Here is a 15,575-nt window from a genome sequence, read left to right on the forward strand (position 1 = left end):
TTTTAATAATATGTCGGATCCATGTATGATGTGTTCTCAAGACGGTGCACACGTTTTTTCAGGCTGCTTAACTCTGCCCTGAGGTCCTCCACCTCATGGGCCACCTCAAGCACTCCCGCACCTATGAGGTTTATATAGTCGGGATGGATATAGTTTAGCGCACCGTGACCGTCGTCACGCAGATGCCTCATGCGCCCTGCGAGCGGACCGTGCACCCTCTGGTATATCAGCCCTATGCGCCCAACCTTGTCCTTCTCGCTCGCATCTGGGTTATAATCGAACGAGAAGAAGCCTCCGAGCTCACGGAGCCTGACCACAGCATCCCTGACAGGACATATGTTATGCTTGAGGCGTTCATCGGATGTGGAGAGACCTATGACATCCGCCTTAGACACGATGCTCGACGCAGCCGTGACAGCACCGGCACTCGTTACAAGGAACTTGTCTCCGTTGCCCCCCACCTGGATCTGACCGTCGGTACGTATGACGGCGGTCGACATATAGAGACTCTTGTTATTGTGATTGCGTATCCAAGTCGAATCCGACATGAACCATCCGCCTCCGTAGGTCTCCGAGTACCATCCGCAGTTGCCAACGGTGCGGAGCCAGTTATTGACATATATGGTCCCTGCCGGTGATGCCGCTGTATTGATGTTGCCTACGCCGGTCATGTTCCCTGACACATTGCCAGTGCCATCGAAACCCTGCCCCCATATGGAGCGTGACGAGGCAAGCCTTGTGGCTGACACCGCATTGGCATCAAGCCCCGGAGCATTATTGATAAGTGTGGGAGAGCTCACCTGACTCTCCTGTACTATGCACGGCACACTATAATCGGATATCTCACCATGGATCACAACCTCCTGTGAGGATACAGCCTCCATGCGTAACGCCAAATAAGCGGTCCCATTGTATATCACGCGATAGATCCCTGACACATTCACAGAGGAACCCAATTTAAAGTAACTTGACACATTACTGTTGTACTGCCCGCCGAGTGCTATGTATACAGCCGTCTTTCCATTCCAGCTATTCGAACTCCCACGGTTGATCGCAACCATTCCATGGAAACTGCTCCCCCCGATGACAGATCCGTTATATGCATGGGTCAGTATTATGTAGCACACTTTGCTGTCCGAGCTAAATCCGAGATATTTCCTGGATGAGAAACCGTTCTTATGCACACCGTCAAGCATGTCCGCATCCAGTCCCGACCCGCTTCCGTCATTATCGGAATGCCACACCTTTCCGGTGCCTCCGAACCATGCGCCTTGGGCGTTCACGGACAGCACCGACCCCTGCCACTGGAGCCATGCCTTTGCCGAATCGGAACCCACCTGACCTGTCCTGCCACCCAGGAACAGAGTCCCGGTCATGGTGTCACCCGAAGCGTTCACATAGCGCGAGTCCAGAGATGACAGAGACTGGGTGACGATATCACCGAACCGCCCGCGGTCACAGTACTGGAGATTGGAGGACGATGCATTGTAACGACCGTTCCAGAAGGCAAGGACACTCATGGTGGGCACCAGTGCGTCAGCCGATACCTGGTCAGTCCAGTCGCTCGGACCGACTGAGGTGCGGGTCTTCAGTGACCTCACGGAACCGTCCGCCATCAGCAGCTGCAATGCGGTCCCCCCGGACTTTATGAACGACATGGCCCTCACGCTGTCAGTGACCCCCACCTTGCCGGCGACCTTGACTGCACATGCCACAGACGGCCATGGGTCAGAATATGCGACACCGTGCGCCGCGAACCTGTGCTCACCGCTGAACGTCTTGATGCCTGTGATGGTCTGCGGAGTGCCCAATGTCACATAGCCGGCAAGGCTCTGATGCTCCGTCAGATAGTCACCCTTAGGCTGATATAGCCTCTGAGCATCAGACTTCTTGAGGTAGTCCGAGAGCACGCTCTCATCGAAAGAGCCTCCGCCCTCTTCAAGAATTGCTACACGTGCTGCCAGCGACGACACACCGGAAGCCACATCGTTAACCCTTGTGTGCAGGTCGTATCCCAGCATGGCCGACAGCACATACCCGGACTTGGACGCCGAGTAGTCCGCCCACGCATCAAGACGGTCGTAGGATGTCCCGCCGCCTCCGCTCCCTCCGCTGCCGTCAGGACCCAATGCAACTATGTCCCCATCGGAGAACAGACCGAGCTTAGCCTTGAGTGCCACTGCCCGACCGGACTGCGTGTAATCAAGCTCATTGCCGGAGCTGTCGACCGGGACTATAAGAGATCGCAGCCCCGCAAGCAGCGGGCTGTCAGGGGAAAGGTCATATGCGCTGTCGGCGTATCCGGCATTGATCCTCCTTATGACCGTGCTCTCATTCCATTCCCCCTCTGTCTCACCGGGAACCGTCACCTGTCTCGATATGAGGCCGTAACCCTCACTGTCAGTGGAGAAGGCATCGAGGTCCGCCTTATTGGCATGGGTATGCGAGTCTGCGGAGGCAACGCCTGATGACTGCGCAGTGCGCACCGGGCCGGCAATCCCTCTGAGCCGCCCACTGCGCGGGCGGGCATCCCTCTTGACTGTGTTTGATGTGTATCTCTTCGCCATGTTCCGGTCATTCGGTCTGTGCCCGGTACTCATCCGGGCGGAATTCAACATATGTGGCATCTGTCGTGCCCGCTATGGCATCCTGGACCTCGCCCGCCACCATAAAGAGACGGTCACCCTGGTTATCCTCGGTGAGGGGTGCAGGGATGCCCGGGTCCAGCACGCATTCCCCCGACAGTGTTGTCTTGCGGTCAGCGAACTGGCTGTGGAGCGTCCCGATGAGCAGCCTCTCGGGACAATCGGTGAAGCCCCCTCTCATGAGCTCACGCACCTGGCTCCCGTCAGACACCCGGGTGTAGACCCCGCGGGCGAGCGGCGCGGGACCGTCCACTGATCCGCACACCGTCTCAAGGCTGATCTCATCGCGTGCCGAGCGGTGGAGGTAGCCAACGTGCTCTATGTCATCCAACGTCGCAGCAGGGTACCCGAGCCTGTCCTCGACTATCTCAAGCGACGGCCCCTTGTAAAGGACCCATCTCAGCAGGCTGAGGCACCCCCTCGCCACGGCATCCTTGTATTGGATGGGGGGCACGAGCTCACCCCAAAGTTGGGCGGAGTACATATTGATGCCGGCATACACCGTGATCTCGGCATAGCCACCCTCCGCAGGGTAAGGCACATACTCCCCGTCATCAAGCCGGGTGAAGCTCTCATATATGTGCGGCTCGGTGTGGAGCCCGACATACGGCGTCCCTTTCTTGAAATGCCCCAGGTCGCACCGCCCTATGCAGTGGCGGTTGGTCTTCCATCCGAAGATGCCCGGCTTGTGCAGCGGGTCGTTGGTGTCATAGTAGGCGAGCCATGCTGACCCATAGCCGCCTGCTCCGGGCTTCCATTCACCCTTGGCATAGCTGAGGCTACCTATCGCGGCGTTCTCATACACCCCGCTGTTGTCATAATGGCCTAACGCCATCCCGGAGCTGTCATAGAGTGTGAGGCTGAACGGGAGGAACACCCATCTGACATACTCATTCACCGTGTCGTAGTTGGCCCCGGAATTGTAGTCCCCTTTCTCCTGGTAGGGGTTGTACCTGGGGTCTATCTGCACCTCAAGGCCCACACGGAGGTAGAAACGCCCCGCCTCTGTGGCCGGCAGACGGGGTATGTGCACGCGCCTCGAGCGCATGAGCACCGTGCCGTCAGGCTCGGAGGGGGTGTTGAACACGGTGTCGCCGTGGGTGGGCATCTCGAAAAGGTTGTCCTGTATGGTCCAGGCGATCCCTGCGCTCTCAGTGACGCTCCCGTTCACGGGCACGATACTGAACAGCCTTGCGGAGGGGCTGACATAAGTCAGGGCATCGGGGAGCCTTTGGCCGAGGACACCCACCGGGTACACGAACGAGAACCACGTGAGATGCGGGTCCCATTCCCCCTGGTGCTGGTGCCTGTCCGACACATCGGGCCAGTAGGAATAGTACGCATAGTCCGGGCCTGTGCCGTTGGTGCCTGTCAGGTCATCGGCATCAGGAACGGTATAGGGATAGGTCACCTCAGGCAGCATCGGCCCGTCATCGGCATACGGGGAGAATGTCACCTTCACACTGTTGGCCACCTTGTCGGTCCCCATGGTGCTGCTGTCCCCGCTCCACTCTATCCGGCGTGGTGCGGAGCCGTACAGGGCATTCAGGTCGTACACCCATACCCTCCCGGCCTTCTGAACGATCCGCATGGCGAGCGGCTGGAGGATCCCCTCGAGCACCTCCTTGAGCGACATCGGCTCCCCGTCCTCGTCATAGAAGTTGTCAGAGCGGACACTGAGGCTCTCAAGCGAGGCCTTGGTCCCGTCGGTGAAGCATGTGGACGTGAGGAAGTCCGAGTCTATGCCCGATGTGCTGATGCCGCTGCGCTCCACACAGTGATCCACAAGCTCACGCAGGGTGCGCACTTCCGACAGCCCGTAGCTGAGGCGGTCAAGGACACCGAAGTCAGAGAACGTCAGCGACACCGTGTAGTCAGAGGCGCGCTCGTAAGGCTCCTCGTAGAACTCCGGGTCAAGCGTCCCGCTCCAGTACAGCGAGCCATCGCGGTAAACGTCCATGCGGATGCTCCCCGGCTCTATGGTGTACATGTCCTGGTACGTGCGGTCACCGGGGCTGATGACGCGCAGCGTCGCCGAGCTCCCGCATATGACCTCCTCCTTGCTACGCACCTCCCAGTCGATAAGCAACGGATCATCGGCATCAAGCTCCAGCCTTCCCACAGGCTGGAAAGGAGCGTCAGACATCTGCCATATCTCAACCCTCCATTCCGTGTCATTGCGGTCCGGCATTGTCCTCTCGTATCGTTTGTGCATCTCCATTGTTCTCAGTTTTATCTGCGTGACGACAACCGGTCTATCTTGTTAATCATTGCTCTCAGCTTGAACCCGTCTATGACCCATTCCACACGCTGGCTGACACTGCCCCCGGATTCCTCAGGACCGATCAGCTTTTTCAGGGTGTTCAGGGGTGCCACAACCTCAGGGTTGGTGGATGCACCGGCATATTCACCGAAAAGACCGAGGGTAGGGCCGTAGGCTATGCCTCCGTTTGCGAACTTGGGGATCTGGGCGAACGCTACTGTCACTGCAGCCACGTTCGCAGCGATCGCCGCTATGCTTGCCGGGAATGGGATGCCTGCAGCACCCTTGATGGCCTCGCTGAATGAGTATGCCTGATTTACGGCAAAGAGCTTCATAAGCTCAGGGACAGCGGTAGCCACGGTGTTCATGAGGTTCGCGCCATAGTCCAGCCAGCTTGCGGCACTGTCGCCGACGACACCTTTCAGAGCCCCCATGGTGCGTCCTATGCGTGCCATTGTCTGCCCATAGATCTCAGCCTGCTTGCTTGCATCCCTCATGGCCTCAGCCTGGCGGAGGTAATCTTTCCATGATTCCAAGGCATTTTTCGCGGCAGCCCCGGTCCCGGTGCTCAACGGGTTCTCTGTGTCATCGAGCAGTGCCTGCAGCTCCCTGATCTTCTCCTTGATGCCGTCGATCCCTATCGCCTTGAGCTCTACCCTCAGCTGTCCTTCTGACAGGCCGTCAAGCCTGTCCACTTCCGGGATACCGGAGATCGCTTCCTTGGCCTTGCGTTTGCGCTCGATGGCATCGCACTGGCGGGCCAGTTCAATGATCTCATCATCGGATGCCCGCTTCATGCGTTCCCGGTAATAGGACTCGGCATCCGAGAGTTCCCTGATGGTGTTCAGCCTGGATATGTCGGCAGGGGCGTCAAGATCGTTCAGAGAGTCATCCCATCCCTGCTTGAGTTTCCTGAGTTCATTGAGCTGTGCCTGCACCTGTGCCCGGGTCTCAACATTGCAGCTCTTCAGCTTGCCCTCATAGAACGAGATCTCCTCCTCAAGCTGCCGGTATGATCTGATCTGATCAGTTGCGACAGGGATATGGGCATTCTCCTCCATCGCAAGTCTGAGGTCCTCGAGCCTCGCTATCTCGGAATCGATGCCTCCCAGCTGCTCGGCTGTGGCTGCAGACCGCAATGACCGCTGATACTGCAATGCCCTCTCGATGTCTGAAAGTGTGTTCAACTCCTCAGGTTGGCTATATGCCTCCTGTAGAAGCCTTATGGATTCCTGCTTTCTTTGGAGCTCGGCTATCACTGCCGACAGCCTGGCTATCTCCCCGGTCTCGGAAGAGGCTGTCTTGTCAAGGGCTGCCTGATAGTAGGCGATGTTGTTGCCGAGTTCCTTGTAGGATGACGCATTTGAGATCAGTCGTTTGCCGTCGAACTCGTTCGCCCCGGATTTGTCAGACAGCCCGAACCGGCTGCCGAGAGCCTTGTAGCGGGCTTCCATCTGCCTGAGTTTCTTCCCTTCAGCGTCGGCATTACCGGCATTGGTGCCGGCGAGCTGCGCCACTTTTGCTTTCTGAGCCTCGATAGCTGCCCCGAGCTGCTCGTAGCTCATCTTCTGCCATGACACGCTTTCCCTGACTTTCAAGCCTGATGCCGCGAGACGCTCGTTTGCCGTCGCAAGAGACCCTGTGGCATCCGATTGCCTGTCAATGGATGATGCAGCCTTGTCAGCGGAGCTGCTGTCGGTGATCCCGAAGAAATCCCTCACCCATTCCCATGCCGTTCGGATGACCTTTGAAGCCCGTTCGAACGCTTTTACAAGAAAGGCCCATACCGCTGTCGAGAGCTCCTTGACTGAGGACCACAGCTCGTCACATATCTGCCTGAAACCCTCACAGTTGTTGTATGCGTACATCACCGCAGCCACCAGTGCTCCTATGGCAATGACCACAAGTCCGACCGGGTTAAGCGACAGCACGGCATTTAGCGCGGCCTGGGCCCCCGACCAGATGCCGGCTGCAATGGCTGCAGCTTTTTGGGCAACCGCAGTGGCGTTTATGGCTGCCGTATGCATAAGGACCGATGCACGCAGGCTCTTGAGCATGTTCCACACCTGGTTCATGCTCAGCAATGAGGTGCCGAGATTGGCAAGAAGCTCAATCATAGGAGCCTTGGAGGAGATCAGCGCGCCTATCCAGTCAAGGCATGCATTGGTCTGGTTCGACAGGATCACCGACAGCGAATCGCCTGTGGAGGCCATCTGTCCGAATGCCTGCTCTATCGCACCGGCACTCTCGCTCATGGCTCCGATGTTCTCGGAGAACCGGTCCTTCTGCTCACCTGTCAACGACCCGAGCAGGCGCAGTGCCTCCGCGCTGCCGAACAGCTGCCCGTAAATGGTCTCGCTCAATTGCCCCGAGCTTTGGGAGTACGCCCCCACGCTTGAATCGAGCTCCGCAAGGAAATTACGGAACCCGCCGCATGCCTTTACGCTGGCGGCATCGAACTGTATCCCCATGGCGGAAGCTGCCCTGGAAGCCTCCGACGATGGCTTTATCAGTGAGTTCAGGACAGCTGCGAGCTGTGTGCTTACCTCCGAGGTGTTGCCTGTGACACCGGTGGCAGTGGCAAAGACCGCCATGAGCTCATCCATCGAGACACCGAGCTGGGACGCGCTCCCGCTCACACGAGGGAGGGCCTGCCCGAGCTGCTCGAACGAGGTGACACCGTTCTTTGCCGTGGTCTGTATCCTGTCCTGTATGGCTCCGGCTGCCGACCATTCAAGACCGTAGTTCTTTATGAGTGTGGATGTGACCGTGACGGTCTGACCGAGGTCAGCGACACCACCGACAGCAGCCCTGGACGAGTCCTCGAGGAAAGATATCCAGTTGTCCTTGGGCACCCCGTTGGATATGACCTGGTAGAGCCCCTCTGCAATCTCCTCCCTCAGTAGCGGCACATTCCTGCTTAGCTCCACTATCTGATCCGAAAGATGCTTATATCCCTCCTTTGACTCAAGAGCCATAGTGTTGGCCTTGCGCATGGCCGTTTCAAAGCTATTGAATGGTGCCACGAGACCGTTCACCAGGCCATTCAGATCCTGTATGGCGCGTATGGCTGTATCAAAAACAAGAGATTGTTCAGCCATACGGCGTATGCTCTCTCCGGCATGGGTCGCGCTCTCCACGATCCGGCCTATGGCCTCGTCAGCATTGGTGGCCTCAATGGAAAGGGTCTTGAAAACCCCCGAGTCACCTTTGATTTTTATCTCGAATTCTATAGCTTTTGCCATGAACTTTGGTTATATTTGTGGCGGATAAATTATTTCTGAATGAAAAAGCTTCGTAATGCCGTGATAGCAGTGGCGGCCTTCTGTTTCATAGCACCATGTTTCTCAAAGTCCGTAGACTTCCATTTCTATTGCGGTATGATATTGGTAGTCATTTGGGTTATAGTTCTCCTGTTGGCTATGAAGTCAATATCATCAATGCGTTGATCACAGTCCATAGGCGCGCTTTGCCTCCCTATAGCGGGTCATGATCTCTTCACGGGTCTCATCAGTCCCGGACCCGGCTGCAGAATCATCCTTAGGATTGTCCCATGGAAAATTCATGACATCCTTAGGCTTCAGTGTCCTTTTGGAATACGGCTGCAGCAGGCACAGGCACTCCATGCGTGTACGCTCCCATCTGCCTCTCTCAAGTCGCTCCTCCCTATGGCTCCAAGCCTCATATATACCGGAGAATTCAGACGGGGTGCACTCCTCAAAGTCGTTACGGCTCATTCCGATGCACCCCATGGCTATTGAGAGTAGCTGTCCTATATCGCAGGTGTCCCCACCGTTTTTTTTTCTTCTGTTGGGACGGCATTATGCATCCCCTCATAGAAGCCGGTGAGGTCCGCCGGCTCGAGACGGTCGCCGAACTCCTCGAAATCCATAGTGAATTCCACCCCGTCAGCGCGGCATGCCGAGACCACGCAGCACCACAGAAACAGCACCATCCCCTCTATGTCGGAGGTGTCCAGTGAGCTTATGTCACGTCCGGTCTGTCTCTTGTAACGCACCATGGCCCCCATGGTCACACGGCAGGGAAGGGATCTTTCACCTATTTTGATTGTGGCAGGCTGCCCTGCCGTCTTTGTGCACTTCTTCATTTTCATGGCTCTCACTGTCCTGCGGTTTCTGTCGTGGTGTTCAGACCGGTCCCGACCTTTCTCACCGGCCCGCTGTTCTCAAGTTTGACACTGTATTTCGAGTCATCGCCTGCCTGTCCGTCAAGTTCAAGCGAGGTTATGATATACCGGCCCTTGTAGCCGCCATCGGTCTTTCCTGTGCGCTTGTCACCATCCCTGATGGCATACGCCGCCTCTATCGGTTCCCCCTTGAGCTGCATGTCCTTGAGCTCATCGTATGTTGGGGTGTCGGTATCCCCGTCGGTGAGCACCATGCCTTCCGCGGAGATCTCCTCCGAGAAGCTCTTCACATATTTCTCTTTCCATTTCCCGCTTGAGGCCTCTTTTGTGACCCTCTCGCCTGTCTCCACCGAGGTGCTCACCTTGCATCCGGTTGAGAACCCAAGGGCCTTTGTGCCCACTGACAGTATGAGGTCCGTGCCGTCAAGCACACTGTGATTGGTTTCGTTGGTATTATCCATTTCTATCTCTATTTGGGTTTATAAATTATTACAATCATCATCAATGCCCCGCTCAGGACACCTGATATGAATACCGCAAGGTATCTACATAGTGACGGGGATCGTTTGAGCATCTCCTCTTCGGAATGCGAGGCATAGGACTCGAGGGCGTCACGTGCCGTGTGGTAGAGAGCCTCGTAACGCTCCACTTCCCGCTGGAGGCTGTCGCAGGTGCCGGTGATATAGATCACACCCTCTTTCTGCTTCGCCTCAATGTGCGCACGGTCTTTGCTCTCACGGTAGACCGCTCCCTCTGGTAGCTTAAGGAGGCTGTCCACTGATACTGCCAGGTTCACCCGGCTCTCCGGGATCGTCTCGGCTGTGGTACACTTTATCTCGACCGAGGTCGTGTCGCTCTTCCCGGAGATCGAAGAGGTCTGTGTCTGTTGTGTCTGCGTCTCTTTTGTTGCTGCGCAGCTTGCGCATGACAACGCAATCGTCAGCATGAGGGCAATTATTAGCAGACTCGACAGCCCGGGACAGGCGGGAGAGTGCCCTCTTGGTAGAGGCCAGTTCTTTTTGGATCCCAGCCATGAGTCCCTCGGTAGCCGATAATTTCTCTCTGGTTGCATTGAGTTCTTCTTTTAGGGGTTTCACGATGTTCTCCACCAGAATCCGTGTCGCGTTCTCGGTATTGGTGATACGCACGGCCTCAGCTTCGGCGTTTGCCTTGCGCACGGTAGCTTTCATAGTTGCCACAGCCACCACGAGGGCGACAAGTCCGCCACCGAGAAGTATGTTGAGGATTTCACTGAAGCTCATCGCTATGATTCGTTAATTTGGTTGACTACTGGTTTATGCCTATCGATCTGAGCCATTCCTGCACGTTGAAGCTCGGGCATGCTTTGGCGGCCACCTCGTTGTGGCCTATGATCCTAACGCCTGAGAACCGGCGGTGGAAGTCCTTCACATAAGCCTCCATAGCCTTGAGCTGTGCAGGGGTTCGGGTGTCCTTGGGATTCATGGATCTGTCACATCCGCCGGCATAGGTTATATGACGGCTTACCGAATTATAGCCCTTGGCCCCATTGGTGATCTCCCATGGGTCCACGTTCGCGTCCTCGTTGTTGTCGACCAGACGCTCAACCGTGCCGTCAAGGTGGATGATGTCAGTATAGCCTACCTGTTTCCATCCTCTGCCGCCCTGCGACACCGGGCTCAGGTGCATGCGACGTATGTCATCGCCTGTCACCTCGCGACCCTCGGGTGTCGCTGTACAATGGAGCACGAGATATCTAAGCCTGCTCGCCATCGCCCTCCGGAAATTCATCATCCGACAAGTCCGTCACATCCTCCGGTACCGGCACTACTTTTTCCGAAGTGCCCTCCGGCACGCCGGCCGGATTTTTGAATGCCGGGTCCTCGCGGCCGTCAAGCACCACAATCTCCTCGCCGAAACCGATATTGGTGTCGGCCTTCATCAATAACTTGAAGAAGTAGAGCTCGCTCGCATTTGACAATTTGTCAATCTGGATCACACTCTCGTCATCCTGAAGGTTCACAGCGGCAAAAAGGTTGCCGTCCACATCGGGTGAGCAAAGTGTGGCCATGAGCACATCGGAAGGCCAAGAGGCGACAGTCTCTATCTTTACACCCTTGAACGACTTTCCGTTTATTTTCGTCTCGTCGGAGTTCTTGTGTTCACGCTCTGTGAGCTCCTTATCGTATTTCTGAAAATCCTTCTTCGACATCAGGATGCGGAGATTGGGATGCTCCAGTATAGCCTCGGGCATAGAGCCCAGCACGGCATAGAGACGGTCTATCATGCTCTTTGACTCGCACTCGACGATGATGCAGTCCTTATCCTTGGCTGCTTGGGTGATAATGCCGTCCATGAGGTTGTCATCCCCCTCCTCGGCATAGGTGCCGTTTATATAGTGCCAGCCAAGTTCGAACCGGAGCTGCTTTGACATTACATCAAGCAGCTTGTTCTGCACTTCAGGAGGAAGCTCGGAAAAAACGAGGTTCCCTTTAGGCTGGAAGGGACGCCAGATATTTTCAAATGTCCTCGGATTGAACACAGTAAAGGCCATGAAATCCCTGGGGGTGAGCTTCTTTTCAGAGTACTCGAAATCTCCCTTGGCATCCGCTTTCTGCGGATCCTCCTTACGCTTCTGGAGCATCTTGCCGGATTTGAGACGAGGTACGCTGATTGCCTTTTCCACCCCCAGGATTACCATGATCAGTCCCTTGGAGACAAGCTCATTGCCGGTGGTGGCGACGGTGAGGATGTTTTCCAGCACCTCGCCGCTGTAACTGGTTCCTCTTACTACTATTGCCATAGTGTTTCTGTTTTATAGGTGATTTACTTATTGAGACTGTCTTTTATCTCTTTCATGCGGCGCGCCCATGGACCCTCGCTGTCGGTAGGACGGTGTATGTCCTCCATGACCTTGCGTTTGGGGTGAGGGCCGCAAGAGCAGCCTTGCCTTCCTCCATATCACGCTTCAGTATGTTCTCGAATGTGGGGCGCGTCCGGGCGTTGATACGGCCGTCCTGCTCGGCCGCGTCAAGAAGTGAGGCGCGCTCCGTTTCCTCCGCCTCAGCCGCCTTGTCCTCGAAGCCCTTGACCTTCGCCTTGAGATCACTGTTCTCGCTCTCCAGTCCGGGCACCTTTGATGCCGCCTTCTCAAGGGAGTCGATCTCCCTGAGGACCGCGGCGTCATCCGCGCAATCCTTGAAGCGCGGACGCTTTTTGAGTTCTTCTAAATTCATCTGATCGTCGTTTGATGGCTTTTCAAGCCGGTTATTGAATATGCTGTATATCTGCTCCGGGGTACTGTCGTCCGGTACCGGAGCGGCATCATAGATACCGTCCACAAGCCCGAGTGCGAGGGCCTCCCCGGCGGTCAGCCAATGGTCGTTGTCGTCAAAATAGGTGGACTTGACATGTTCCTTGCCTGTTTTCAATTTCGCGGCCAGCATATCGGCAAGGCTGTCCTCAAGGGACTGTATCTCCTCTATGCACCGGCGCAGCTCCGTCTTATTGCCGTAGCATCCGCCGCTGACGCTGTGGAGCATCAATCGGGCATACTTGCTCATGGTGACAGGCTTGCCGCAAAGTGCTATGACCGCCGCCATGCTCGCCGCCACGCCGTCAATGTACACATGTATGTCAGCCATGCTCCCTTTAAGGGCATTGAATATGGCTATGCCGCTGTAGACGTCGCCGCCGATGGAGTTGATGCGCACATCGATCCTGGCACCGGATTTCTCGGCTGCTTTCAGCTCCGCCGCGACATTGCCGCTTTTGACATCACCGTAATCACCGATCTCCCCATAAAGGAAAATTGTCACGCTGCCGTCAGAGGCTGTATGTATATTCAAATATCTGTTCATTATCACCGGATTTGATGCGGTATGCCCGCGGTTCACGATGCAAAATTGACACAAAACAACGGACTGTGAAAACCGTGGTTTTATCATGACGCGCTACGGCTCCATGATGCCGCCTTAAGGCTGCATCATGCGGACTCCCTTTCGCCAACTCCCTTTTTTATAGCAATTTTGCATCATAAATATCAGGATCATGGCAGATTTGACTAACGCCCAGAAGAAGGAATGGGCAAAAACCCTATACCTCCGTGAGAACCTCACCCAGCAGGAGATAGCCGACCGGGTAGGGTGCTCCCGCGTGACCGTGTCGAACTGGATGCGGGCCGGTAAATGGGAGGAGCAGAAAGTGGGTATCACCCTGACCAGGCAGGAGCAGGTCGGCAACCTGTACCGTCAGGTGGCGGAGATAAACCGGGCTATCGCCGGACGACCCGAGGGTGATCGGTTCGCAACTTCAAAGGAGGCCGACATCCTCGGCAAACTCGCGGCGGCCATCTCAAAGATGGAACAGGAAACAGGCATAGCCGACATTATCAGTGTGCTGACCGGCCTTATCGAATGGCTGCGCCCCCATGACATCGAAAAGGCGAAGGAGATAACACGTATTGCAGACGCCTACATAAAAGACAAATTATGAAACATGCTGACAGGATCGCTCTTCAGGACTGGGAAAAGTTCAAGGAGGACATAGCGCGCTCGACTCCGGTTGACAGGACCATGACACATGCCGAGCGGGAGAAGCATCGCATATACCTTGAGGGGCACCCCATTGAATGGATCAGGTTCTTCTGCGCCCCATATGTGAAAAGCGAGTTCGCCGGGTTCCATAAGCGTGCCATCAGACGCATCATCGCCAATGACGAATGGTTCGAGGTGCTGTCATGGAGCCGTGAGCTCGCGAAGTCAACCGTGACCATGTGCATCATCCTGTACCTGGTGCTGACCGGACGAAAGCATAACGTCATCCTGACTTCCTGCTCCAAGGACAATGCGGCCAGACTGCTTGCTCCATACCGTGCCATGCTCGAAGCCAACGGACGCATTATCGCGTATTACGGTGCGCAGATGACTCCGGGGGCATGGACTGAAGACGAGTTCCTGACGAAAGGGGGCGTGGCCTTCCGCGCCCTCGGAGCCGGGCAGTCGCCACGTGGCTCCCGAAATGAGGCGATAAGGCCGGATGTGCTGCTCGTGGATGACTTCGACACCGACGAGGACTGTAAGAACCCTGACATCATACAGAAGCGGTGGGAATGGTGGGAGAAGGCCCTCTATCCGACACGCTCAATATCCACGCCGACACTGGTTGTCTTCTGTGGGAACATAATCGCCAAGGACTGCTGCGTGGTCCGTGCCGGTGCCATGGCGGACCACTGGGACATTGTGAACATACGCGACAGGGAGGGCAATTCAACGTGGCCCGAGAAGAATTCCGAGGCACATATCGACCGGGTGCTGGCAAAGATCTCAACCAAGGCGGCGCAGGGTGAGTATTTCAACAACCCGATATCCGCCGGGGAGGTGTTCGAGACGGTCACTTACGGCAAGGTGCCGCCGCTTAAGAAGTTCAGGTTCCTCGTTGCATACGGCGACCCCTCTCCCGGTGAGAGCAAGGCAAAGAGGGGCAAGTCATTCAAGGCGGTCATGCTGCTTGGGAAACTCGACGGCAGGCTGTATGTGATAAGGTCACGACTCGCGAAATCACTCAACGCCGAGTTCATAGACTGGTATGTGCAGATGCTTGAGCACGTAGGGGACAAGGCCCCGGTCTACTGCTACATGGAGAACAACAAGCTTCAGGACCCGTTTTTCCAGCAGGTGTTCCGCCCCCTTGTCGCCAAGGTCCGCAAAGAGAGGGGCATACAGCTGTATATACGGCCGGACGAGCGCAAAAAGACGGACAAGGCCACGCGTATAGAGGCGAACCTTGAGCCTATGAACCGAGAAGGGAACCTGATACTGAACGAGGCTGAACGCGACAACCCGCACATGAAGGAGCTTGAGGACCAGTTCCGGCTATTCACCCTGGCATTGCGCTATCCGGCCGACGGTCCCGATGCCGTGGAGGGCGGCAACCGCATACTGGACGAGACCATGCGTAAGGTGGAGACGCCAGTTACACGATCCAGGTCGGAGATAAGCCGGCGCAACAGACGAAGATTATAACATATAAATTGTAAACGCTCATTCAAAAATGGGTCGGTCGCCCACTCGGGTGGCACACTTTTCAGTGAGTATTTAAAATATAAATTCCATATATGAGCCAATTTGTTCAGCTTTCAGACTATGATGCGTCCATACACCGTGAGATACTCGATGCGCTGACGCGTGACGATGACACCGTGGTGGAGATATGCGAGGACAGGGCGATAGCCGAGATGCGCTGCCACCTGTCGAAACGCTATGACTGCGACCGCATCTTCTCCGCCGCCGGCGACGACCGGCACCAGCTTATACTGATGATGGTCCTTGATATCGCCGTGTACCATATATTCTGCATACACAACCCGCAGAAGCTGTCACAGGTCCGCAAGGACCGCTACGAGCGGGCGGTGGAATGGATGAGGGCGGTGTCCCGCGAGGACATCTCGATAGAGGGCGCGCCGATGCTGCCGGAGGAGGAGCGGAGCTCCGGCGCGTCATTCCGCATCCGCAGCAACCACAAACGAGTCTGCCACATGTAA

General features: G+C 56.2%; 14 protein-coding genes and 1 pseudogene. 4 read left to right on the plus strand and 11 right to left on the minus strand.

Going from position 1 to position 15,575, the window contains the following annotated elements; all coding sequences use genetic code 11:
- Positions 1–2: 2 nt before the first annotated feature.
- From pilV to EZ315_RS14930, 3 genes are read right to left on the minus strand one after another with little or no spacing between them, the layout of a single operon-like run.
- Positions 3–2,567, minus strand: a complete 2,565-nt coding sequence (gene pilV / locus EZ315_RS16565) for a shufflon system plasmid conjugative transfer pilus tip adhesin PilV (protein WP_197731921.1) — start codon at positions 2,565–2,567, stop codon at positions 3–5.
- Positions 2,568–2,574: 7 nt separating this feature from the next.
- A complete protein-coding gene (locus EZ315_RS14925; RefSeq protein ID WP_135472773.1) occupies positions 2,575–4,866 on the minus strand; it encodes a hypothetical protein in 2,292 nt (763 codons plus the stop codon).
- Positions 4,867–4,877: 11 nt separating this feature from the next.
- Positions 4,878–8,153, minus strand: a complete 3,276-nt coding sequence (locus EZ315_RS14930) for a phage tail tape measure protein (protein ID WP_135472774.1) — start codon at positions 8,151–8,153, stop codon at positions 4,878–4,880.
- 39 nt (positions 8,154–8,192) lie between these two features.
- On the opposite strand from EZ315_RS14930, the gene EZ315_RS16425 reads away from it, so the two are divergent.
- A complete protein-coding gene (locus EZ315_RS16425) occupies positions 8,193–8,357 on the plus strand; it encodes a hypothetical protein (protein ID WP_170957569.1) in 165 nt (54 codons plus the stop codon).
- Here the strand turns inward: EZ315_RS16425 and EZ315_RS14935 are convergent, their stop codons facing one another.
- The 8 genes and pseudogenes from EZ315_RS14935 to EZ315_RS14970 all read right to left on the minus strand — a co-directional run bounded on the left by EZ315_RS14935 (position 8,358) and on the right by EZ315_RS14970 (position 12,894).
- Positions 8,358–8,660: a hypothetical protein gene (locus tag EZ315_RS14935; RefSeq protein ID WP_135472775.1), complete on the minus strand. Its 303-nt coding sequence runs from the start codon at positions 8,658–8,660 to the stop codon at positions 8,358–8,360. It lies immediately after the preceding gene.
- 20 nt (positions 8,661–8,680) lie between these two features.
- A complete protein-coding gene (locus EZ315_RS14940) occupies positions 8,681–9,016 on the minus strand; it encodes a hypothetical protein (protein WP_135472776.1) in 336 nt (111 codons plus the stop codon).
- A gap of 11 nt (positions 9,017–9,027) precedes the next feature.
- Entirely contained in the window at positions 9,028–9,516 is a 489-nt protein-coding gene (locus tag EZ315_RS14945; protein WP_135472777.1) for a phage tail tube protein, read from the minus strand.
- An 8-nt stretch (positions 9,517–9,524) separates the two neighbouring features.
- Positions 9,525–9,833, minus strand: a complete 309-nt coding sequence (locus EZ315_RS14950; RefSeq protein ID WP_135472778.1) for a hypothetical protein — start codon at positions 9,831–9,833, stop codon at positions 9,525–9,527.
- On the minus strand, positions 9,817–10,317 hold the full coding sequence (locus EZ315_RS14955) for a hypothetical protein (RefSeq protein WP_135472779.1): 501 nt from the start codon (positions 10,315–10,317) through the stop codon (positions 9,817–9,819). The genes EZ315_RS14950 and EZ315_RS14955 overlap by 17 nt, the downstream gene beginning before the upstream one ends.
- A gap of 25 nt (positions 10,318–10,342) precedes the next feature.
- Positions 10,343–10,807, minus strand: coding sequence for an N-acetylmuramoyl-L-alanine amidase (locus EZ315_RS14960; RefSeq protein WP_135472780.1), 465 nt, complete (start codon positions 10,805–10,807; stop codon positions 10,343–10,345).
- Positions 10,791–11,837, minus strand: a complete 1,047-nt coding sequence (locus EZ315_RS14965; RefSeq protein WP_135472781.1) for a hypothetical protein — start codon at positions 11,835–11,837, stop codon at positions 10,791–10,793. The genes EZ315_RS14960 and EZ315_RS14965 overlap by 17 nt, the downstream gene beginning before the upstream one ends.
- A 23-nt stretch (positions 11,838–11,860) precedes the next feature.
- Positions 11,861–12,894, minus strand: a pseudogene (locus tag EZ315_RS14970) (head maturation protease, ClpP-related).
- 190 nt (positions 12,895–13,084) lie between these two features.
- On the opposite strand from EZ315_RS14970, the gene EZ315_RS14975 reads away from it, so the two are divergent.
- From EZ315_RS14975 to EZ315_RS14985, 3 genes are all read left to right on the plus strand, one after another.
- Positions 13,085–13,528, plus strand: a complete 444-nt coding sequence (locus tag EZ315_RS14975) for a helix-turn-helix domain-containing protein (RefSeq protein ID WP_135472782.1) — start codon at positions 13,085–13,087, stop codon at positions 13,526–13,528.
- Positions 13,525–15,057 carry a hypothetical protein gene (locus EZ315_RS14980; protein WP_135472783.1) on the plus strand — a complete coding sequence of 511 codons (1,533 nt, stop codon included), beginning with the start codon at positions 13,525–13,527 and terminating at the stop codon, positions 15,055–15,057. The genes EZ315_RS14975 and EZ315_RS14980 overlap by 4 nt, the downstream gene beginning before the upstream one ends.
- A 92-nt stretch (positions 15,058–15,149) precedes the next feature.
- Positions 15,150–15,575: a phage protein Gp36 family protein gene (locus EZ315_RS14985; protein WP_135472784.1), complete on the plus strand. Its 426-nt coding sequence runs from the start codon at positions 15,150–15,152 to the stop codon at positions 15,573–15,575.

Origin of the sequence: Duncaniella freteri, assembly GCF_004766125.1 — a bacterium.
Classification (GTDB): Bacteria; Bacteroidota; Bacteroidia; order Bacteroidales; family Muribaculaceae; genus Duncaniella; species Duncaniella freteri.

What these genes read in the sequence shown, in the direction of transcription:
- EZ315_RS14945 (WP_135472777.1), bottom strand. Translation starts at nt 9,516, where the DNA reads ATGGATAATACCAACGAAACCAATCACAGTGTGCTTGACGGCACGGAC.
- EZ315_RS16425 (WP_170957569.1), top strand. Translation starts at nt 8,193, where the DNA reads ATGAAAAAGCTTCGTAATGCCGTGATAGCAGTGGCGGCCTTCTGTTTC.
- EZ315_RS14975 (WP_135472782.1), top strand. Translation starts at nt 13,085, where the DNA reads ATGGCAGATTTGACTAACGCCCAGAAGAAGGAATGGGCAAAAACCCTA.
- EZ315_RS14985 (WP_135472784.1), top strand. Translation starts at nt 15,150, where the DNA reads ATGAGCCAATTTGTTCAGCTTTCAGACTATGATGCGTCCATACACCGT.
- EZ315_RS14935 (WP_135472775.1), bottom strand. Translation starts at nt 8,660, where the DNA reads ATGGGGTGCATCGGAATGAGCCGTAACGACTTTGAGGAGTGCACCCCG.
- pilV (WP_197731921.1), bottom strand. Translation starts at nt 2,567, where the DNA reads ATGGCGAAGAGATACACATCAAACACAGTCAAGAGGGATGCCCGCCCG.
- EZ315_RS14955 (WP_135472779.1), bottom strand. Translation starts at nt 10,317, where the DNA reads ATGAGCTTCAGTGAAATCCTCAACATACTTCTCGGTGGCGGACTTGTC.
- EZ315_RS14940 (WP_135472776.1), bottom strand. Translation starts at nt 9,016, where the DNA reads ATGAAGAAGTGCACAAAGACGGCAGGGCAGCCTGCCACAATCAAAATA.
- EZ315_RS14925 (WP_135472773.1), bottom strand. Translation starts at nt 4,866, where the DNA reads ATGGAGATGCACAAACGATACGAGAGGACAATGCCGGACCGCAATGAC.
- EZ315_RS14965 (WP_135472781.1), bottom strand. Translation starts at nt 11,837, where the DNA reads ATGGCAATAGTAGTAAGAGGAACCAGTTACAGCGGCGAGGTGCTGGAA.
- EZ315_RS14930 (WP_135472774.1), bottom strand. Translation starts at nt 8,153, where the DNA reads ATGGCAAAAGCTATAGAATTCGAGATAAAAATCAAAGGTGACTCGGGG.
- EZ315_RS14980 (WP_135472783.1), top strand. Translation starts at nt 13,525, where the DNA reads ATGAAACATGCTGACAGGATCGCTCTTCAGGACTGGGAAAAGTTCAAG.
- EZ315_RS14960 (WP_135472780.1), bottom strand. Translation starts at nt 10,807, where the DNA reads ATGGCGAGCAGGCTTAGATATCTCGTGCTCCATTGTACAGCGACACCC.